The sequence below is a fragment of the Corynebacterium kalinowskii genome (assembly GCF_009734385.1).
In the GTDB taxonomy this organism is placed as follows: Bacteria; Actinomycetota; Actinomycetes; order Mycobacteriales; family Mycobacteriaceae; genus Corynebacterium; species Corynebacterium kalinowskii.
The window spans coordinates 1,669,506-1,688,043 of sequence record NZ_CP046452.1 but is presented as its reverse complement, the minus strand read 5'-3'; the positions used below and the strand labels follow the sequence as shown (position 1 = coordinate 1,688,043).

Sequence of the window (18,538 nt, the reverse complement as noted above, 5' to 3'; positions counted from 1 at the left end):
CCTACTGTGAGGGGTTGCAATGATTACTGGTCAGAGCTCGAGATTCTGGTGCTGTGTTTGCGCAGGTGTGCGAGGAGAAGAAGGCCAAAGCCAAACAATGTCCACGAAATCAAGGTGGCCCAAAGAATAGTCGTAGGCGCTTCGGGGAAGTAGGACTCGGTGCGCAGCAAAGCTGCGGAGGAACTTGGGACGAAGAATTGTCCGATAGCGCCCCAATGCCACGGCAGAAACTCCTTGGGCCGGGTGGCTGAGGAAATTGGGTTCGCGAGCAGCATCGTCGTCATGGCTGCGATCGGAAGACCAGGGGTGCCGATCAGCGCTTTAAGTCCCACGATGAATGCGGTGGTTGCGGATAGCGACAGACCGATGACTAGCGCATTGATCAGGAAATTGCCGGCAATGACTTGAGAGCCGAACTGGAGGATTCCCGCTAAAGCTAGTCCGCCAAGAATGCCGTACAGCACCAAAGCGCCAGCAGATTTACGGCTTCCCTTGATCATGAAGCTAATGAGGACGCCGCCGACGATGCCGCCGAGAACCATTGGGAAGCCAGCGACAGTCAGACCAGTGCCACGGGAGTCGTGTTCGGTAAACGGCCTAACGTCCGTGACTTTCACTGTCGCAGGGTCGCTGGCAGAGATGTTGCTGGTGCGCCGTCACGCGCTGCCTCAAACACCTTTTCTTGCATCTGGGCTTCCATGCCAGCACTGATCTGAGTGAGCATTGGAGTGATCACGCTGCTGGCGGCAGATGCTGTGATCAATTCCGGCGCCTTCGGATCCATGATGACGGCGCCGTAAACCTCGCGACGTTCAATCTTGGCGAGCGCTTCGTCGCGTGTATCGACTTCCTGGACGTTGAGAAAGCTCGGATGGCAACTTCGCGGTTGCGGTGTCAATTTGCTTTTGTTCGCCCACGAAGGCGATAGGAATGTGCTTGGGTTCTGCGGTGAGGGATGGCCAAGCAAAAGCGAGAAGGACGATGCTCACGATGGAGGCGGCTGCTGCGGCGATTTTCAGGGCATGTACCCAGGTGGAGCTTTCGGCCATGGTGGCCTCCTTTGTGTGCAGATTAAAAATGAATCGGCGTTCATTTTGTGACGTGGCAAGCCTAAATGTGATGTTTGCACATGTCAAAATGAACGTTCATTTTATTTCGTCGCTCTCGGCAGCTAGGGTAAACATCAAGAGTCTAGAGAGGAAGTCATGCCACGAGTAAGCTCCGAACACCGAGAACACATGCGGAAACGAATTATTGACGCAGCCATTGTGTGTATCGGTCAAAAAGGATTTGCCGGAACCTCGATGAATGACATTGTCACCGAAGCTGGCGTATCGGCTGGGGCTGTATATCTCTATTTCAAGGGAAAATCCGACATTGGTCTGGCCGTGGGGCGATCGTTTCTCACTGGGCAAGGTCTGTTGGTGGAAGAACTCACAGCCGACTCACTGCCTACTCCAGCGCAATTATTCACACAGCTCAGTGAGCACCGCTCCGAGGCGCACTATCTGCCCGTCTTGGCGACCCAGGTTTGGGCTGAGATAGGTCGCAATTCGGGTATGCGCGAAGGAGCGTGTGACATCATTGAACAACTCACTTCAAGGTTTGAACGGTATTTTGTGGCGTGGTTCCAAAAGCAAGGCGCAACAGCAGCTCAAGCTCACAATCGTGCCACTCTAGTTGTTCCTGGGTTCATTGGGCTGCTGCAAGGCGGGGTTCTTAGTAGCGCTATGGTGCCAGGCTCGGAAGATCGATATTCCGCCTCGGCAAGCATGCTTCTCGAGTTACTGTAGCGAAAACCCTGGAGTCCCCGCAATATACGGCAAGTAGGGCAGAACTCTTTTGCTGTGACCATTTGATGGCCGATGTTTTGCAAGCTGTTCGCCGTGATGAATCGACGAGAATTGTAGCTTTCGTCGTTGAGCCAGCCATTTGTCGACCTTGTCAGAGCACAACGAAAGGACTGTAACAAAGTGGCAGCCAATGAAGCCTCCTTGTAAATTAGTGGCCAAAAGAGCCGCAATCCTAGCCGACCTGTTTGGAGGCAGAATTTGGCTAGGGAACAGGCAAGTGCTTTCTCACCGTCCGTGCTCACCGGCTCTAACAAGGATAAAGCCATAAGTTGCAGTGAAGGGGTTGGGAAAATAACAAAAGCCCGGCCGTTTCAAACGGCCGAGCTTAATGTTTAGAGAAAACTAGGCTTATGCCTGGCGACGACGCAGTGCAACGATTGCGCCTGCAGCAATGGTCAACAAGACAGCGATTGCGCCCAGAGTTGCTGGGTAGGAAACGCCGGTGGAAGCAAGCATGCCGCGGTCGGACTTGGTGGCCTTCGGTGCAGCCTTAGGGTCGACTCCCTTCTGCGGCGCAGCCTTAGAGTCGATGCCCTTCTGTGGTGCAGCCTTAGGGTCGATGCCCTTCTGTGGAGCCTTTGCATCACCCTTGACCTCAGTGGTCTTAGGAGCTTCTGGCTTCTTCTCTTCTTGCTTCTGGGAAGAACCTTCGGAGGATCCACCGGAGCTCAGCGCAACGGAACCCAGCGCGAGGGCGCCTAGACCGAGGCCAGCAGCGAGCTTAGGGTCAATGTCTGAGGAGCCAGAGGACCCGGGAGCTTTGGTCTCGGTGGTCGTTGGAGTCGTTGGGGTGGTCGTCGGGGTGGTTGGCGTGGTTGGAGTCGTTGGGGTGGTCGTCGGGGTGGTTGGCGTGGTTGGAGTCGTTGGGCAGACAACGGTGACTGGTACGGATGCGGAGCCATTTACTCCGGCGAAAGAGCCGGATACAACTACTGTTGTTAGGGCAGTATTCGAAGTGGTTCCCGAAATCTTCCCGTCAGCGCCCATAGTGGCTGTAGGGGAGAAAGCCGGGTTGGTTGCGTTGATGGCTTGAACCGTGGTAAGTCCCTGCGTTTGGGCGAGAACTACCAGTTCTGGCCACTGTTGTTCCACTGCGAGCTTGGCATCGCCAGTGAACGTGCAGGTTGTCTGTGCGAAAGCTGGGGTGGTGAGACCGGAGGTAGCGATAGCGATGGCGGTCGCGGAGGCAGCTACTGTGCGTGTGTTGAAACGGAAGATGGTCAAGGTGACTCCTGAAGTCTAGGAATTGATTCGTTTGAATTATCGAACTTAGGTAACGTCTTGTTTCGCCATTTCAGAAGTCTGTTATTCAGATGTTATATAACACTAAATAGTTTTCTGTGTCGATAATTGTGCTGAACTGCAGTACAAAGCCCGTATTCAGGAGAATTCTTTCTAGTTGGAACTTTTTGCTGATGGGGAAGTGGGGGGCGTATTGGGGGTGTCTGATTAGTGGAAAGCTCAAAAGGCTAATGAGAATAAAGGCCCCAGCCGCGCCGGATCTAGGCTGAAGCCAGAAAGAGCTTCCCCACCAGGACTCGAACCTAGAATGACGGTACCAAAAACCGGAGTGTTGCCAATTACACCATGGGGAATCACAGCAAATCTGTGTACAACGACTTTACATCAAAGGTCCCGAAAACAAATAACAGGGTGTCAACTAAGGTTTAGGTCATGAGTGTGAAGCGGATGACGGGGAAGCAACGTCGCGAGCAGCTGATCGAAATTGGTCGGGCTGTCTTTGCGGAAAAGGGGTTTGCGGCCGCAAGCGTCGAGGAAATCGCGGCGCGTGCGGCGGTGTCCAAGCCCGTTGTCTATGAGCACTTCGGTGGCAAAGAGGGGCTCTACGCTGTGGTGATTGACCGCGACATGCAGGCCTTAGAGCAAACGATAACGGGGTCGTTGGCGTCGGGAAGCTATCGCGATCGGATTGAGCGGGCGGTGATGGCGCTGCTTACCTTCATCGAGGAGCACCCGGATGGCTTCCAAATCTTGGTCCGCGACATGACCCCAGGCAAGAACCGCACCTATTCCACGCTGCTCAATGATATCGTCGCCCAGGTTTCTCATATCCTTGGGAAGGCTTTTGAGAAGAGTGGTTACGAGCCGGAGTCGGCGGTGCTCTATGGTCAGTCACTGGTCGGCATGATTTCTGGCACTGCGCAGTGGTGGCTGGATGTTCGTGAGCCGAGTAAAGAAGTAGTGGCGAGCCATATCGTTAACCTGTGTTGGAATGGACTCGCGCATCTGGAAACGAGCCCAAAGATTACCGTAGGAGAGCAGTGAAAAAGTCCGAAGCGCCCATGCTGGCGGGACTGCTAAAGGTTGCGGGCCGGGACCCTAAGATCAAGGGTCTACTGGAGAACGTCGGCGAGTCGCGCCTGCACATCACAGCGATCGATCAGGCGAGACCGTGGGTGATCGGTGCCCTCGCACAGCGGGCGCCGATCCTTGCCGTCGTGGCCACCGGCCGTGAGGCGGAAGACCTCACTGCGGAGCTCAAAGCCCTGTTGGGGGACAAGGTTGCGTGGTTCCCTAGCTGGGAAACCTTGCCGCACGAGCGGATGAGCCCCGGCCTGGACACCGTGGGCAAGCGCGCAGAGGTCCTGCATAGCCTGGATCAGCTCCAAGTTGTGGTGACGGCGGCGCGGGGTTTTTGCCAACCTCTCTTATCGACGGCTGAAGGTCGCGCAGCGCTCACTATTGAAAAGGGTAAGGATTACGAATTTTCCGAACTCGCGGAAGCTCTCGTGTTCCGTGCCTACAACCACGTGGACATGGTGGCGCGCAAGGGTGATTTTGCTACCCGTGGTGGCATTATCGATGTGTTCCCAACCACTGCTGAGCATCCCGTCCGCCTGGAGTTTTGGGGTGACGAGGTCACCGATATTCGTGCTTTTGCGGTCGCGGATCAGCGCACGATCCAGGATCTTGACTACGAAGCGATCGACATATTTCCAGCCCGCGAACTCCTGATTACTGAGGACATCGCGCAGCGGGCAGGCGAGCTGGCCGTGCAGCATCCGGGGAATGCCTCATTGGTGGAATTGCTCACCAAGATTTCGGATCGGCAGTCGGCTGACGGCATGGAGGCTTTGATACCGGCGCTCGTGGACACTCCGATGGTGACCTTGCCGGAACTGATGCCGGACACTACCCACGTGGTGCTCATGAACCCGGAGAAGATCCGAACCCGCATCGCAGATCTGCAGGCTACGGATGCCGAATTCTTAGCGGCAGGTTGGGAAGCCGCCGCCATGGGCGCAGATGGGCCGATTGCCGCCGCTGGACTTGATCTAGAAGCCAGCTCTTACCGATCTTTCGAATCCCTCATGGTCGGCAACAACGTCTGGACTATTGCTCCTCCGGGCATGATTTTCGCCTCCGAGGAGGAAACGCTTCCGCTCGCATTTGATGCAGCTCCCGCACCGCGCGGTGATTTGAAGGAAATCGAAAAGCTGATGGCGTTGCTGCTCGCACATATCAACGGCGGTGGCAGGGCGGCCTATGTCGCGCCGGCCGCTGGCGCAATCAAGCGCATGACAGAGCGTTTCAAAGAAAACGGTATCTCTGTCAAGGTGGCGACCCCCGGCTGGCAGCCGTCAGAGGGTGAGGTGACCCTGTATCAGGCGCTGGCACACAACGGACTGGTTTTTCCTGGCCCAAAGCTGGTTGTGGTCACCGAAACTGATCTGACGGGTAACCGCGTGGGTGATATCGCCGGCGCGAAGCGTCGTCCCGCCCGCAAGCGCAACCGCGTCGATCCGCTCGCCCTCAAGCCCGGTGACCTGGTGGTACATGAAACGCACGGCATCGGTCGCTTCCTCAAGATGACGGAGCGCACCATCAAAGCTGGTGACGAAACGTCCCGGCGCGAGTACCTGGTGCTTGAGTATGCACCGTCGCGTCGCGGTGGCCCCGCTGACCAGCTCTATGTGCCAATGGATGCACTGGACTTGCTGTCAAAGTACGTTGGCGGCGAGAAACCGACGCTATCCAAGATGGGTGGCTCGGACTGGAAGAACACCAAGAAGAAGGCCCGCGCCGCAGTGCGCGAGATCGCCGGTGAACTCGTCGAGCTGTATGCCAAACGCCAATCCGCGCCAGGCCACCCGTTCGGTCCGGATTCGCCTTGGCAACACGAGATGGAAGACAATTTTCCGTACGTGGAGACCGAAGACCAGATGCTGGCTATTGATGCCGTGAAGACGGACATGGAAAAGCCAGTGCCGATGGACCGCGTGATCGTCGGCGACGTTGGTTATGGCAAGACGGAAGTGGCGGTGCGCGCTGCCTTCAAGGCCGTTCAAGACGGTAAGCAGGTCGCTGTGCTCGTACCGACGACGCTCCTCGCGCAGCAGCACTTGTCTACTTTTGAAGAGCGCATGGATGGTTTTCCGGTCACGATCCGTGGCCTATCCCGCTTTACACCTGGCCGCGAGTCAAAGGAAACGCTGAAGGGGCTTGCCGACGGCACCGTCGACATCGTCATCGGCACCCACCGTTTGCTACAGACCGGCGTGCACTGGAAGAACCTCGGTCTGGTCATCGTGGACGAGGAGCAGCGCTTCGGTGTCGAGCACAAGGAACACATCAAGGCGCTGCGCACCGCGGTGGATGTGCTCACGATGTCCGCAACCCCGATCCCGCGCACGCTGGAGATGTCTATGGCCGGCATCCGAGAAATGTCCACGATTCTCACTCCGCCAGAAGATCGCCACCCTGTGCTGACCTATGTGGGCGCGCAGGAGGAAAAGCAGGTCGCAGCGGCGATTCGGCGCGAACTGCTGCGCGACGGTCAAGTGTTCTACGTACACAATAAGGTTTCATCCATCGAAAAGAAGGCCCGGGAAATCCGTGACTTGGTTCCCGAAGCTCGCGTCGTGGTTGCTCATGGCCAGATGTCCGAGGAACTGTTGGAACAAACCGTTCAGGGTTTCTGGGACCGCGAGTACGACGTCCTGGTGTGTACGACCATTGTGGAAACCGGCTTGGATATCTCCAATGCCAACACACTGATCGTCGAAAATGCCCATCACATGGGTCTGTCACAGCTGCACCAGCTGCGTGGTCGAGTGGGGCGCTCCCGCGAGCGCGGATACGCCTACTTCTTGTACCCTAAGGGCGCAACGCTAACTGAGAACTCGTATGACCGCCTGGCTACCATTGCCCAGAACAACGACCTGGGCGCCGGTATGGCGGTGGCGATGAAGGACCTGGAGATGCGTGGCGCCGGCAATGTGCTGGGCGCCGAGCAGTCCGGACACATCGCTGGAGTGGGCTTTGACCTGTATGTTCGCCTGGTGGGGGAGGCCGTGGAGGCTTTTCGGGCTATGGCTGACGGCAAGGTTCTTGACGCTACCGACAAAGAACCGCGCGAGATCCGCGTTGACTTGCCCGTCGACGCCCACATTCCGGAAAGCTACATCAACTCCGAGCGTCTGCGCTTGGAGGTCTACCGCAAGCTCGCAGCTTCGACGTCAGAAGCTGACCTGGTCCTGGCTGTGGAGGAAATGGAAGACCGTTACGGTCCGATTCCGGTGGAGGTTTCGCGTTTGCTTGCCGTCGCTCGCTTGCGTCACGTCATGCGTTCCGCGGGACTGACAGATATCGCGACACAGGGAACTCGTATCAAGATTCATCCGGTTGAGCTGCCGGACTCGAAGCAGGTGCGTCTCAAGCGACTATTCCCTGGTGCCACCTACCGCGCCGCAGCTCAGGCGATCCAGGTGTCCTTCCCGAAGGCTGGTAACCGGATCTCCGACCCGCAATTGCGAGACGTGGAATTGGTTCAGTGGCTCGCCGACTTCATTTCCAAGATGTTCGACGTGGCCACTGTGTCTGTAACTGGCGGTCAATCGGAGAATAAGCGGGTAATTTCGATCAGCTAAGTGCAACGGGGTGCTTTTCGACGCCCAAGCCCCGCCAACTGGGCGTCGAAAAGCTGCGTTGTGCTGTCCTAGAGTTCGAGGGCGCCAGTGGACAGTCCATAGGCCGCGAAGCAGGCACCGATGACTACTGCGGCGACGATGACCCATTCAAAGGTGTTGAACCACTTGTCGCCATTCTTGATGCGCTGGCTGATGTATGGGATCAGACCAGGCAGGATCAGCAGAGTACCGAAGAGCAGGTAGGTGACGTCTGCTGCGTAGAACAGCCACAGGGAGTAGATGAAAGCGATGATCGCGATGAAGAGGTGCTTGCGGTTTTCCTGTGGGGTGACAGCTGGGCCGGAGTCGTCGAAACGCGTACCCGCATGCGGGTGGGTCATTCCCTTGCCACGCGTGGTGAGCAGCAGCAGGTAGAGGGAAGAAAAGACGTACGGGAGCATGTACATCATCGTGGCTAGCTGCACCATCGAGGTATAGGTGGTCTCGTTGAGGAAGAAGACGATGACACACGCTTGGATGACTGCAGTGGAGATGAGCTGCGCGGAAAACGGTGCGCCGTTCTTGTTGAACTTGCCGAAGCGCGCTGGGAGCAGACCATCAATCGCCATCAAGGTGATGGGCTCAGCACACAGCATCTGCCAGGAGATGTAGGCGCCAAGCACCGAGATACACAGGCCGAGGGAAATCAGCGCGCCACCCCACGGGCCAACGACTGCCTCGAGAACTCCGCCGAGAGAGTTGTCGCCGAGGGCGGTGAGCTCTTCCTGAGTGAGGACACCGAAGGAAAGGGTTGTCACCGAAACGAGCAGGGCCAGCACGGAGAAGAAACCGATGATGGTTGCGCGGCCGACATCCTTACGGGTACGTGCCTGCTTGGAGTAGACGGATGCGCCCTCGACACCGATGAATGCCCACACGGTGAAGAGCATCATGCCCTTGATCTGCTCCATGACGGAACCGCTGGATCCGCTGCGTCCCCAAATGTCGAAAGTGAATTTATCCCAGCTGAAGCCGAGGAAAGCCACCAAAATGAGGAAGGCGAAGATTGGGAGCAACTTGGCCACGGTGGTCACCATGTTCATGGCTGCAGCCTGCTTGACACCGCGGGTGAGCATGAAGAAAATCACCCAGGTCAGGATCGAAACGGCGATCGCAGATGCCAGGCGATTCTCGGAAGAAAAAAGTGGGATGTAGTGGCCGAGCGTGGAGAAGAACAAAGTGGCGTAGCCGACCTGTGCGATGACCGAGCCGAGCCAGTAGCCCCACGCAGAGGCGAAACCAACGAAGTCGCCGAGGCCCGCGCGGACATAGGAGTAAACGCCGGAATCCAGGTGAGGCTTGCGGACTGCGAGCGCCTGGAAGACAAAGGCGATGGACAGCATGCCGATACCGGCGATGCCCCAGCCGATGAGCATGGCGCCGGGAGCGGCGACCGATGCGGCTTGCTGAGGCAGTGCAAAAATGCCCGCGCCGACCGTGGATCCGATGATGAGGGAAACCAGGGTCCACATGCGGACCGTATTCTTGTTAGTGGCAGTGTTGTTCACTGTTACCGGTGCTTTCGTGGTGGTAGTCACTGGCATAGGGTAGCCATAGTCGATGAAGAGCTTCTACTTGTAATTAAGCAGATCTTTCTTGATGATTGGCGTATTTTATTCGCACTTGCGTCAGTCTTACAAATTTTTAAGGGTCATAAGCTGGGAAGTGTTAACTTATGGATGGTGTTGAGTGATGGTGAGTGAGCAGTTTTTCCCAGGAAAAGGCGCCCCCATTCGGGGGGATTCACTAGTGCGGGTGCAGTGGGTAATGGCGCGTGCACTGGAAATTGGGGAGTGGGAACGCTCAATGACTCACCAATCTCTTATCCCTTACTTAAGAGAGGAGGTGGCGGAGTTTGCCGAGGCGGTGGAGCAGTGGGAAACTGCGGGGGCGGAGGATGAGCTACTGGCCGAGCTGTCAGATGTCCTGCTGCAAGTTCTCTTTCATGCTGAGCTGGCTAGGCGGCGTGGCGCCTTCGACTTATCTGATGTGGCTGCAGCCTTCGAGGGAAAAATGCGCAGCCGGGCACCGTACCTCTTTGGTGATGGTGTGGATATTGTTCCGGAAGCGGAGCAGGTGCGCCTGTGGCAAGAGGGAAAAGAGCGCGAGAAGGCGCAGAAGAAAGCGCAACGGCCCCGCGAATAATCAGCGAGGCCGTTGGCTAAGTGTGAGTGTTTAGTTGGAAAGCAAAATCTTTAGGTCTGCGATTTGCTGTGGCATCTCAATGGATCCCATAACCTTTGGATCCTCCTTTACGATGCCGCACTCAAGTGCACGGTTTGATGCGTCCATTGCTGCCTTATTAACCATGATCTGAGCCTCCTCGCCGCCCATGTTTAATCCGCCGAGCACTTCAGTGCCGGTGGACTTGATCTTGGCTGCGAGCTCGGACTTGGTGGTCGGTCCGGTGACCAGGTTGAGGCTGGTTAGGGTGGCGTTGAGGGATGCGCAGTCTGCGCCAGCAAGATAGTTGGTATCGAGAAGTCGAAGCGTGTCGAGCGGGCCTGCAAAGGCGGTCGTCGAAAAGCTCAGAGTGGCGAGGGTGGTGAGCAGGCTGGCTGCGATTTTGCGCATGGCGTCCTTAGTTGTCGCTAATAAAATACACCCATGATGTTACGAAAGTGATTGAAGTTACGCAAGGGGATTTTGTTGTTTCCTTGAAACGTTGAAAGCCGTGGCGAGTACTATGATCGTTCCCTATGGGTTTGGGAGCTAAAAAGGCGTTCGGGTGCGGACTTGTCACGGTGCTGGCCGTGGTCCTTGTCATTTCCCTCGTGGGGTGGGTGCTCTCTGCCATGCACGCGCCCAACCCGCTGCGCCCTAGGTTGAACGTGCCTGACGATGTTCCTCCGGCCGGCGCGGTAGAAGTCCCTCACATCGATGTCAATGCTTCCGGCCGTACCTCGCTCAAGCTGGGATTCTGGGCGGAACCTCTGGCCAAGGAGATTGATGTCGACCCGGCAGCTATCCAGGCATACGGCAATGCCGAGCTGATTGCGCAGCAAAGCTGGCCTGATTGTCACCTGCGCTGGAACACCCTCGCCGGTCTGGCGCAGGTAGAAACTCGTCATGGCACTTATACCGGAAAGCTTTTTGAAGGCGCTTCCATCGGCGCAGACGGTGTGGTGAGCCCGCCGATTTATGGCGTCAAACTCGACGGCTCCCCAGGGTTTGCTGATATCGGCGACACAGATGACGGGCTTATCGACGGCGACACCGAACACGACCGGGCCGTAGGGCCCCTCCAGTTCATCCCAGAAACGTGGAAACGCTATGGGCTCGACGCCAGTGGCGACGGAACCGCCGACCCGCACAATATTGACGACGCCGCCGTCTCTGCAGCCAACCTGTTGTGCACTGCCGGCGGAGATCTGTCCACCCCCGAAGGTTGGACTCGTGCGATTTACTCTTATAACCAATCTGACAAATACATTGCTGACGTGCGAGATGCTGCTGCTTCTTACGCATTGAGGCAGCCTGCATATTAGGCAATTGAGGGGATTGATGGCTGGGTTCCGAAATTCGTGCCACAATTGAAGATAGGTGTGACTGGTTCGCGCCCAGAACTAAAACAATCCTTATCACTTAGGAGGCCAACAGTGGCTGAGATCATGCACGTATTCGCTCGTGAAATCATGGATTCCCGCGGTAACCCAACCGTCGAGGCAGAGGTCGTTCTTGACGATATGGCTCACGGCCAGGCAGGTGTTCCGTCTGGCGCATCCACCGGTGCTCACGAGGCTCACGAACTGCGTGATGGCGGCGACCGCTACCAGGGCAAGGGCGTTCTGAAGGCTGTTGAAGCTGTCAACGAAGAAATCGCAGACGAGCTCGCAGGTTTCGAGGCTGATGATCAGCGCGCCATCGACCAGGCCATGATCGACCTCGACGGCACCCCAAACAAGTCCCGCCTCGGCGCAAACGCCATCCTCGGTGTTTCCATGGCTGTGGCAAAGGCAGCCGCTGACTCCGCACAGCTGCCACTGTTCCGCTACATTGGCGGCCCAAACGCTCACGTCCTGCCAGTACCAATGATGAACATCCTCAATGGTGGCGCACACGCTGACTCCGGCGTTGACGTCCAGGAGTTCATGATCGCCCCAATCGGTGCTGAGTCCTTCGTTGAGGCTCTGCGCATGGGTGCTGAAGTGTACCACACCCTCAAGTCCGTTCTGAAGGAAAAGGGTCTGTCCACCGGCCTGGGCGACGAGGGCGGCTTCGCTCCATCCGTTGAGTCCACCAAGGCAGCACTCGATGTCATCGTCGAAGCCATCGAAAAGTCCGGCTACAAGGTAGGCGAGGATGTCGCTCTGGCACTGGACGTTGCTTCCTCCGAGTTCTTCAAGGATGGCAAGTACCACTTCGAGGGTGGCGAGCACACTGCTGAAGAGATGGCCAAGGTCTACGAGGACCTCATCGCTCAGTACCCAATCGTTTCCATCGAGGACCCACTGCAGGAAGACGACTGGGAGGGCTATGTTGCTCTGACCGCTGCTATCGGTGACAAGGTTCAGATCGTTGGCGACGACTTCTTCGTCACCAACCCAGAGCGTCTTGCCAAGGGCATCGAAATGAAGGCCGCTAACGCTCTCCTGGTGAAGGTCAACCAGATCGGCACCCTGACCGAAACCTTCGACGCTGTCGAGATGGCACACCGCAACGGTTACCGCACCATGATGTCCCACCGTTCCGGTGAGACCGAGGACACCACCATCGCTGACCTCGCAGTGGCATTGAACTGTGGACAGATCAAGACCGGCGCACCTGCTCGTTCCGAGCGCGTCGCTAAGTACAACCAGCTGATCCGCATCGAGCAGATGCTCGGCGAAGCTGCTGTCTACGCAGGTCGTTCTGCATTCCCACGCTTCAAGTAAGCGCTTGTAGATAGCCCGGTTCCCTCCACTCGGAGGGAACCGGGCTATTTGTTTGCAACGAGAAATAAGACGTCTCCCACGCCCCGATAAAGTCAATCGGCGTGCCACGTGACTGCTGTGACACAAGGGAACTAGGATATTGAAGTAATGCCACTCAACCCGATGAACTCGAAAAGCCGCGTCCCGGTGAAAAACCGCAGGTCCGATGCGAAGCTTCGTGCTGCCAAAAACACAAAGCGCCCGCTTAAAATCGGGGTAGTGGAGCTCATCGTTCTCATCGCGGTCCTCATTATCTTCTTACTGACCATCGCATTGCCATTGCGCAACTATTTCGAGCAGCGCAATGAGATTAAAGAAGTCAGCGCCTCCATCGCACAAAAGCAGAAACACAAAGATGAGCTGCTCGGGGAACTGGATCGCTACAAGAACAAGGCTTACTTGGATGAGCAGGCCCGCAACCGACTCGGGGTAATCGCCCCGGGCGAAGTCGCTTTCCGAATTATCGACCCCACGATGACAAACGACGACACCCTCACATCCACTACCACCGAGGATGAGAAAAAGGGACCGTGGTACGAGGCGCTATGGGGGGCAGTTGCCACTCCTGCGGAGGCACAACAGGATTCCGACCAAGAGCAGCCGACTCCGGAAATGAAGCTGCCGGTCAAGCCGACGGAGCCAATTCAGCCAATACAGCCGTAGCCATGACACAATAGCTTCCATGACTGTTACTGAAGCTCAACTTGCAGCCGTAGCTAAGCAGCTGGGTAGGGAGCCCCGCGGTGTCGTGGAAATCTCTTACACCACGCCTGACGGCTCACCAGCCGTCGTGAAGACTGTCCCTCGCCTCGAGGACGGCACCCCGTTTCCGACGCTGTATTACCTCACGGAGCCACGTCTGACCGCAGAGGCATCGCGGCTTGAGGTCGCGCACGTGATGAAGTGGATGCAGGAGCGCCTCGCCACCGATGCGGAGCTACAGGAGGACTACCTCAAAGCTCACGAGCACTTTCTGGCCGAGCGCAACAAGATGGAAGATCTGGGCACTGACTTCTCAGGTGGCGGCATGCCCGATCGCGTCAAGTGCCTGCACGTGCTGATTGCCTACGCCCTGGCCGAGGGGCCGGAGCGGGTGCGGTTTGGCACTGAGGCAGTGGCAATGGCCGCCGAACATGCGAACCTGCGCGGGACTGCTATTCCGGAGGATTGGCCAACCTGCCAAGAATTAGGAATCGACCTCGCCGATTTCGACTTCACGCACGCTGAGGTCAAGTAGTGGCGCGCGTAGCCGCAGTGGACTGCGGAACAAACTCGCTTCGCCTGCTGGTTTCGGACTTCGACGGCAAGGAGTTCACCGACGTCTACCGTGGCATGAAGATCGTGCGCCTTGGCCAGGGCGTCGATGCAACGGGGCGGATTTCTGATGATGCCATCGTGCGTGCGCGGGTGGCGCTGACGGAGTTCGTGGAGATCATGAAGCGCGAGGGAGTCGTGGCGCTGCGCATGGTGGCTACCTCTGCCACGCGTGATGCTGAAAACCGCCAAGACTTCATCGATATGACCGCCGAGCTACTTGGGCAAGTGATCCCCAATACCAAAGCGGAAGAGATCTCGGGTGAAGAGGAAGCTCGCCTTTCTTTCCAAGGTGCAGTCACGGATCTACCCGAGCGTTGCGAAACCGTGTGCGTGATCGATCTGGGAGGCGGTTCGACGGAATTTGTCGTCGGCAAGCGAGATGGCACTATTCTGGGCGCCTACTCCGCACAGATGGGCTGCGTCCGCCTCACGGAGCGCATCATGACCTCCGATCCTGCCACCCCAGAGCAGGTGCAGCAGGCGCGTGAGTACGTCGCCGCGCGCCTTGTCGACGTCCAATCCGCGGTACCTATCGAACTGGCGGATACGTTCGTTGGCGTCGCCGGCACGTTCACCACGATCTCTGCTATCGCGCAGGGACTGGAGTCGTATGATCCGAAGCACATTCACGGCTCGGAGCTGCGATTTGAGGCATCGAAGGTACTCACAGGCGCGCTGATCGCTGAGACTTCCGCCGAGCGCGCCTCGCACCCAGTGATGCATCCAGGGCGCGCTGATGTAATCGCCGGTGGTTCCGTGGTCGTTGACGGGATCATCGACATGATTGCCGAGCGCACCGAAGTCCGGTCCCTGATCATTTCGGAAAAAGACATTCTCGATGGCATCGTCGCTGGCTTAGTGGCACCCTAATTTTCTCCCCGCCCGAACCGTGGATTAATCTTTCAAGAGATGCCGCGTTCGGGCATCAGCCCCTATAGCCCAATTGGCAGAGGCAGCAGACTTAAAATCTGCAAAGTGTCGGTTCGAGTCCGACTGGGGGCACACAAGAACAAGCAGGCCAGGATAATTTTCTGGCCTGCCTTTTAGGTTAGTACCTTTGAAGCGCGGCCCTTGGTTCGTTACGCTCGTCGCGTGATGAAAGACAAATTCTTTTAGAAGTTCTTTGAAACAACGGGAACTTTCCTGCGCTTGCTTGCGTTGAACATAGCGAGTGCTCCCGGAAAAGGAAGCACAACCAAAAGACAAAATGTGAAAGGAATGGGACCAAGTGCGAAGCAGCAATCCTGTTTTTAGTTCCCTGACCAAGACCAAGACTGCAGCAGGCCAGCAGTACGGCCAAGCCGGTTATGGCCAGTATGGCCAGAATAACTATGGACAGGCTGGCTACGGAACTCCGTACGGTGCCGGTGCAGGTTACGGCGCACCTACCGGTGAGCGCGCCATGACCGTGGACGATGTCATCTCCAAGACGAGCCTCGTGCTCGGCATTATCGTCGCCCTCGCTGCTTTGAGCTTTGGGCTTGGCCTGTTCGTTAGCCCAATCCTGGCACTCGCTGCCTTTGGTATTGGTGCCATCGGTGGCCTCATCATGGTGCTGGTTGCGACCTTCGGCAAGAAGTGGGGATCTGCGCCAGTGACCCTGGCTTACGCCGCTTTTGAGGGCCTGTTCGTCGGTGGCTTCACCTTCCTCATGGCTGGCTCGAACGGTGGCATGATCGGCCAGGCAGTCATCGCAACGATCGGCGTGTTTGTCGGCATGCTGTGGGTGTACAAGGCTGGCGTCATTCGCGTTACCCCTAAGTTCACTCGCTTCATGACGGCCGCCCTGGTCGGCGTGCTGTTCCTCTCGCTGGGTAACCTGATTGGCGCCGTGCTTTTCGGCTTCAACCCGCTGCGTGGCGATGGCCCGATGGCCATCCTGTTCTCCGTCGTCTGCATCGTGCTGGCATCCCTCAGCTTCCTTAACGACTTCGATGAGGCAGATCAGCTGATTCGCTCCGGCGCACCTGCCAAGATGGCGTGGGGCGTGGCACTTGGCCTGGCTGTGACCCTGGTGTGGCTGTACACCGAGATCCTGCGCCTGCTGAGCATCCTGCGCGACTAGCATTCCGGATCCGATAACCGACAAGAGCTCCCCAGCTACAGCTGGGGAGCTCTTCGCGTTGCAGGGAGTTAGGGGTAAGCCAGTTCTCCCTCCACGTAGAGATCTGTGAACGATTCGCCGATGGGGGAGGAAAGTGACACCTGAACGTCCCGTGGTTCAACATCGGGGCTCACCAAGGTAGCGTGGCCTTCCGCGGAATCCTGCTGCCACGAGTCCCACACAATACCGATCAGTCGCGTCGAGTCATCTACGCACTTAAGTGATAGCTCCGTGGGGCGCTGTGAAGGCTTGCCAAAGCAATCGATGTAGCCAGGAACATCAGCGCTGGAAGCTACCTCGCCCACAGCAGTAGCTACTTTCAGTGGAGACTCGTTTTGGTGCGCTGGAGAACAAGAAGAAAGTGCCGCCGCAGTGAGTAACACTGTGGCGGCACTAAGGCGTTGATTCACCTTATGCGTTGTTCTTCTCGGCGCGCAGGCGAGAAGCCTTTTCAGAGTTATAAGGCTCGGCAGAAACCAGGGTGACAGAGATGGTCGTACCGTTTGGAGCCTGGTACTCGCGAGTCTCGCCCTCGCGAGCGCCCAGGATGCACACACCCAGTGGGGACTGCTCAGAGTAGGTCTCCAGGTCAGGGTTCTCAGAGGCAGCAGCACGGGTACCGATCAGGAAGGTCTCCTTCTCGTTCTTGTCACCGTTGTAGTAAACGTGGACGACGGAACCGACGTGTGCGACACCCTCTTCGATACCAGCGCGCTCCGTGGTGGAGTTAGCCAGAATTTCAGAAATCTGCTTAATGCGGGCTTCTTCTTGATCCTGCATCTCGCGGGCTGCGTCGTAACCTGCGTTCTCCTTCAGGTCACCCTCTTCGCGGCGTTCGTTAATCTCAGCTGCCACCACTGGACGGTGAGCGATCAGGGCATTGAGCTCCTCTTCGAGCTTCGCCTTCGTCTCCGGAGTGATGTACTGCTTGTTTTCAGCCATGGTGAAAGAACCCTTTCAAAAGATGTTTGCCCAGGAAAGCACAGTTAGTGCCCGAATTTTAGCACAAGGGAATTAGCCAGCCAGGTGAGCGGGTAGCTTATCGGAGCAACCGTAAACCTTGCCTGCCACCGGAACGTCGCGGGAAGGGATGTCGATCGGGAAGCGCTGCGTCTTCGCACCACCAGGTTCGATGACGAACTCGCGACGGCCGACCTCGGCCTTGTCGTAGTTCATCGAAGTGATGATGCAGTATGCCGCGACATCGGGGTTGTCACGAGTGACATCTACGTTGACCCGGAGGGTGTGGTCGTCGACAAGCTCAAAGCCCGCGGTCGTGGCAGAGACGGTGACGGCATTGATTTTCTGAAAGTACTGGAAAGCGACAACGGCTAAGGCAATGACAAAAATCACCGCGCCCACCGCAATAATGGGGCCAACGACGCCACGCTTGGTCGGTTCGCCGTAAGTAGCGGATGGAGCAGTCATAGTTTCCTCGCAAAGACGTCAAGTTAGGTGCACAGATGACAATACCGAAGCGCGCTTACCTAATTCGAATTGTGGGGGCTACGATGGTAATGAGGACATGGCCACAAGGATGAAGGATGGACACTACGTGAGCGGACTCAGGTTATTGGCAATTCATGCCCACCCCGACGACGAAGCCAGCAAGGGCGCGGCCACCATGGCGCGCTACGCTGCTGAAGGTCACGACGTCATGGTGGTGACCTGTACCGGTGGTGAACGTGGCAGCATCCTCAACCCTGCAATGGAAAAGCCAGGCGTACTCGAAAACTTGCCCGCGGTGCGCCGCGAGGAAATGGCTGCGGCTATGGATGCCCTCGGAACGCAGCACCGTTGGCTCGGCTATGTCGACTCCGGCTTGCCGGAAGGGGATCCGCTTCCGCCACTGCCGGAAGGCTGTTTCGCGCTCGCAGATACTGACCAGGTAGTGCGTGAGATCGTCCAGATTCTCCGCGACTTCCGTCCACACGTCATCATTACTTATGACGAAAACGGTGGCTACCCGCACCCAGATCACCTGAAGGTGCACGAGGTATCTATGTTGGCGTGGGAGAAGTCGGGAGACAAAAACTACCACCCTGAACTCGGGGAGCCGTGGGATCCACTGAAGCTGTACTACACCCATGGCTTCATCCGTCAGCGCATGCAAATGTTCCATGATCTGCTGATTGCGGATGGAAAACCAAGCCCATACACGCCGTTTCTGGACCGTTGGAAAGCGCACAAGGGCGACATCATGCTGCGCGTGACCACACAGGTCCGATGCGATGACTACTTTGACCATCGTGATCGAGCGTTGCTCGCGCACGCCACCCAAATTGATCCGGCCGGCACCTTCTTTGGCACTCCGATCGAAGTGCAGCGTAAGCTGTGGCCGACGGAAGAATTCGAACTGGCGCAGACCCGAGTGAAGACGTCGATCCCGGAAGACGACCTGTTCGCAGGTATTGACTAAGG

General features: G+C 57.2%; 20 protein-coding genes and 2 tRNA genes. 12 read left to right on the top strand and 10 right to left on the bottom strand.

Annotated elements, in window-relative coordinates:
- Positions 1-23 precede the first annotated feature (23 nt).
- Genes CKALI_RS08025 through CKALI_RS08015 form a run of 3 tightly spaced genes read right to left on the bottom strand, consistent with a single transcriptional unit; the run spans position 24 to position 1,049 of the window.
- Entirely contained in the window at positions 24-617 is a 594-nt protein-coding gene (locus CKALI_RS08025) for a hypothetical protein (protein ID WP_156192805.1), read from the bottom strand.
- Positions 614-784, bottom strand: a complete 171-nt coding sequence (locus tag CKALI_RS08020) for a hypothetical protein (protein WP_156192804.1) — start codon at positions 782-784, stop codon at positions 614-616. The genes CKALI_RS08025 and CKALI_RS08020 overlap by 4 nt, the downstream gene beginning before the upstream one ends.
- 28 nt (positions 785-812) lie before the next feature.
- Positions 813-1,049 carry a hypothetical protein gene (locus tag CKALI_RS08015; RefSeq protein WP_156192803.1) on the bottom strand — a complete coding sequence of 79 codons (237 nt, stop codon included), beginning with the start codon at positions 1,047-1,049 and terminating at the stop codon, positions 813-815.
- A gap of 156 nt (positions 1,050-1,205) precedes the next feature.
- On the opposite strand from CKALI_RS08015, the gene CKALI_RS08010 reads away from it, so the two are divergent.
- The gene (locus CKALI_RS08010) at positions 1,206-1,793 is read left to right on the top strand and encodes a TetR/AcrR family transcriptional regulator (protein WP_156192802.1); all 588 of its coding nucleotides are present in this window, start codon (positions 1,206-1,208) and stop codon (positions 1,791-1,793) included.
- Positions 1,794-2,201: 408 nt separating this feature from the next.
- Here the strand turns inward: CKALI_RS08010 and CKALI_RS08005 are convergent, their stop codons facing one another.
- Positions 2,202-3,077: a hypothetical protein gene (locus CKALI_RS08005; RefSeq protein ID WP_156192801.1), complete on the bottom strand. Its 876-nt coding sequence runs from the start codon at positions 3,075-3,077 to the stop codon at positions 2,202-2,204.
- A gap of 299 nt (positions 3,078-3,376) precedes the next feature.
- Positions 3,377-3,448: transfer RNA gene (locus tag CKALI_RS08000), tRNA-Gln, on the bottom strand.
- Between the two features lie 79 nt (positions 3,449-3,527).
- Between CKALI_RS08000 and CKALI_RS07995 the strand changes: the two genes are divergently transcribed.
- Entirely contained in the window at positions 3,528-4,139 is a 612-nt protein-coding gene (locus CKALI_RS07995) for a TetR/AcrR family transcriptional regulator (RefSeq protein WP_156192800.1), read from the top strand.
- A 17-nt stretch (positions 4,140-4,156) separates the two neighbouring features.
- Positions 4,157-7,744: a transcription-repair coupling factor gene (gene mfd / locus CKALI_RS07990; protein WP_156193718.1), complete on the top strand. Its 3,588-nt coding sequence runs from the start codon at positions 4,157-4,159 to the stop codon at positions 7,742-7,744.
- Positions 7,745-7,812: 68 nt separating this feature from the next.
- On the opposite strand, the gene CKALI_RS07985 is transcribed toward mfd, so the two are convergent.
- Positions 7,813-9,327, bottom strand: coding sequence for an amino acid permease (locus CKALI_RS07985; RefSeq protein ID WP_156192799.1), 1,515 nt, complete (start codon positions 9,325-9,327; stop codon positions 7,813-7,815).
- A 262-nt stretch (positions 9,328-9,589) separates the two neighbouring features.
- Here CKALI_RS07985 and CKALI_RS07980 point away from each other — a divergent pair, with 262 nt between their 5' ends.
- The gene (locus tag CKALI_RS07980) at positions 9,590-9,928 is read left to right on the top strand and encodes a MazG nucleotide pyrophosphohydrolase domain-containing protein (protein ID WP_326519787.1); all 339 of its coding nucleotides are present in this window, start codon (positions 9,590-9,592) and stop codon (positions 9,926-9,928) included.
- A gap of 30 nt (positions 9,929-9,958) precedes the next feature.
- Here CKALI_RS07980 and CKALI_RS07975 read toward each other — a convergent pair whose 3' ends face one another.
- Positions 9,959-10,357 carry a hypothetical protein gene (locus CKALI_RS07975; RefSeq protein ID WP_156192798.1) on the bottom strand — a complete coding sequence of 133 codons (399 nt, stop codon included), beginning with the start codon at positions 10,355-10,357 and terminating at the stop codon, positions 9,959-9,961.
- A 125-nt stretch (positions 10,358-10,482) separates the two neighbouring features.
- Between CKALI_RS07975 and CKALI_RS07970 the strand changes: the two genes are divergently transcribed.
- The 7 genes from CKALI_RS07970 (at position 10,483) to CKALI_RS07940 (ending at position 16,078) form a co-directional block, all read left to right on the top strand.
- Positions 10,483-11,271 carry a lytic transglycosylase domain-containing protein gene (locus tag CKALI_RS07970; RefSeq protein WP_156192797.1) on the top strand — a complete coding sequence of 263 codons (789 nt, stop codon included), beginning with the start codon at positions 10,483-10,485 and terminating at the stop codon, positions 11,269-11,271.
- Positions 11,272-11,382: 111 nt separating this feature from the next.
- Positions 11,383-12,657, top strand: a complete 1,275-nt coding sequence (gene eno / locus CKALI_RS07965; protein ID WP_156192796.1) for a phosphopyruvate hydratase — start codon at positions 11,383-11,385, stop codon at positions 12,655-12,657.
- Between the two features lie 258 nt (positions 12,658-12,915).
- Entirely contained in the window at positions 12,916-13,359 is a 444-nt protein-coding gene (locus CKALI_RS07960; RefSeq protein WP_197079664.1) for an FtsB family cell division protein, read from the top strand.
- Positions 13,360-13,378: 19 nt separating this feature from the next.
- Positions 13,379-13,933, top strand: coding sequence for a DUF501 domain-containing protein (locus CKALI_RS07955; protein ID WP_156192794.1), 555 nt, complete (start codon positions 13,379-13,381; stop codon positions 13,931-13,933).
- The gene (locus CKALI_RS07950; protein WP_156192793.1) at positions 13,933-14,883 is read left to right on the top strand and encodes a Ppx/GppA phosphatase family protein; all 951 of its coding nucleotides are present in this window, start codon (positions 13,933-13,935) and stop codon (positions 14,881-14,883) included. The genes CKALI_RS07955 and CKALI_RS07950 overlap by 1 nt, the downstream gene beginning before the upstream one ends.
- Before the next feature lie 58 nt (positions 14,884-14,941).
- Positions 14,942-15,015 (top strand) — tRNA-Leu (locus CKALI_RS07945).
- A gap of 226 nt (positions 15,016-15,241) precedes the next feature.
- Positions 15,242-16,078: a Bax inhibitor-1/YccA family protein gene (locus CKALI_RS07940; RefSeq protein ID WP_156192792.1), complete on the top strand. Its 837-nt coding sequence runs from the start codon at positions 15,242-15,244 to the stop codon at positions 16,076-16,078.
- Between the two features lie 68 nt (positions 16,079-16,146).
- Here CKALI_RS07940 and CKALI_RS07935 read toward each other — a convergent pair whose 3' ends face one another.
- From CKALI_RS07935 to CKALI_RS07925, 3 genes are all read right to left on the bottom strand, one after another.
- Positions 16,147-16,422 carry a hypothetical protein gene (locus CKALI_RS07935; RefSeq protein ID WP_156192791.1) on the bottom strand — a complete coding sequence of 92 codons (276 nt, stop codon included), beginning with the start codon at positions 16,420-16,422 and terminating at the stop codon, positions 16,147-16,149.
- Positions 16,423-16,528: 106 nt separating this feature from the next.
- Entirely contained in the window at positions 16,529-17,059 is a 531-nt protein-coding gene (gene greA / locus CKALI_RS07930) for a transcription elongation factor GreA (protein ID WP_156192790.1), read from the bottom strand.
- Positions 17,060-17,131: 72 nt separating this feature from the next.
- Entirely contained in the window at positions 17,132-17,545 is a 414-nt protein-coding gene (locus CKALI_RS07925; RefSeq protein WP_156192789.1) for a DUF4307 domain-containing protein, read from the bottom strand.
- Positions 17,546-17,672: 127 nt separating this feature from the next.
- On the opposite strand from CKALI_RS07925, the gene mca reads away from it, so the two are divergent.
- Entirely contained in the window at positions 17,673-18,536 is an 864-nt protein-coding gene (mca, locus tag CKALI_RS07920) for a mycothiol conjugate amidase Mca (protein WP_156192788.1), read from the top strand.
- Positions 18,537-18,538: the final 2 nt, after the last annotated feature.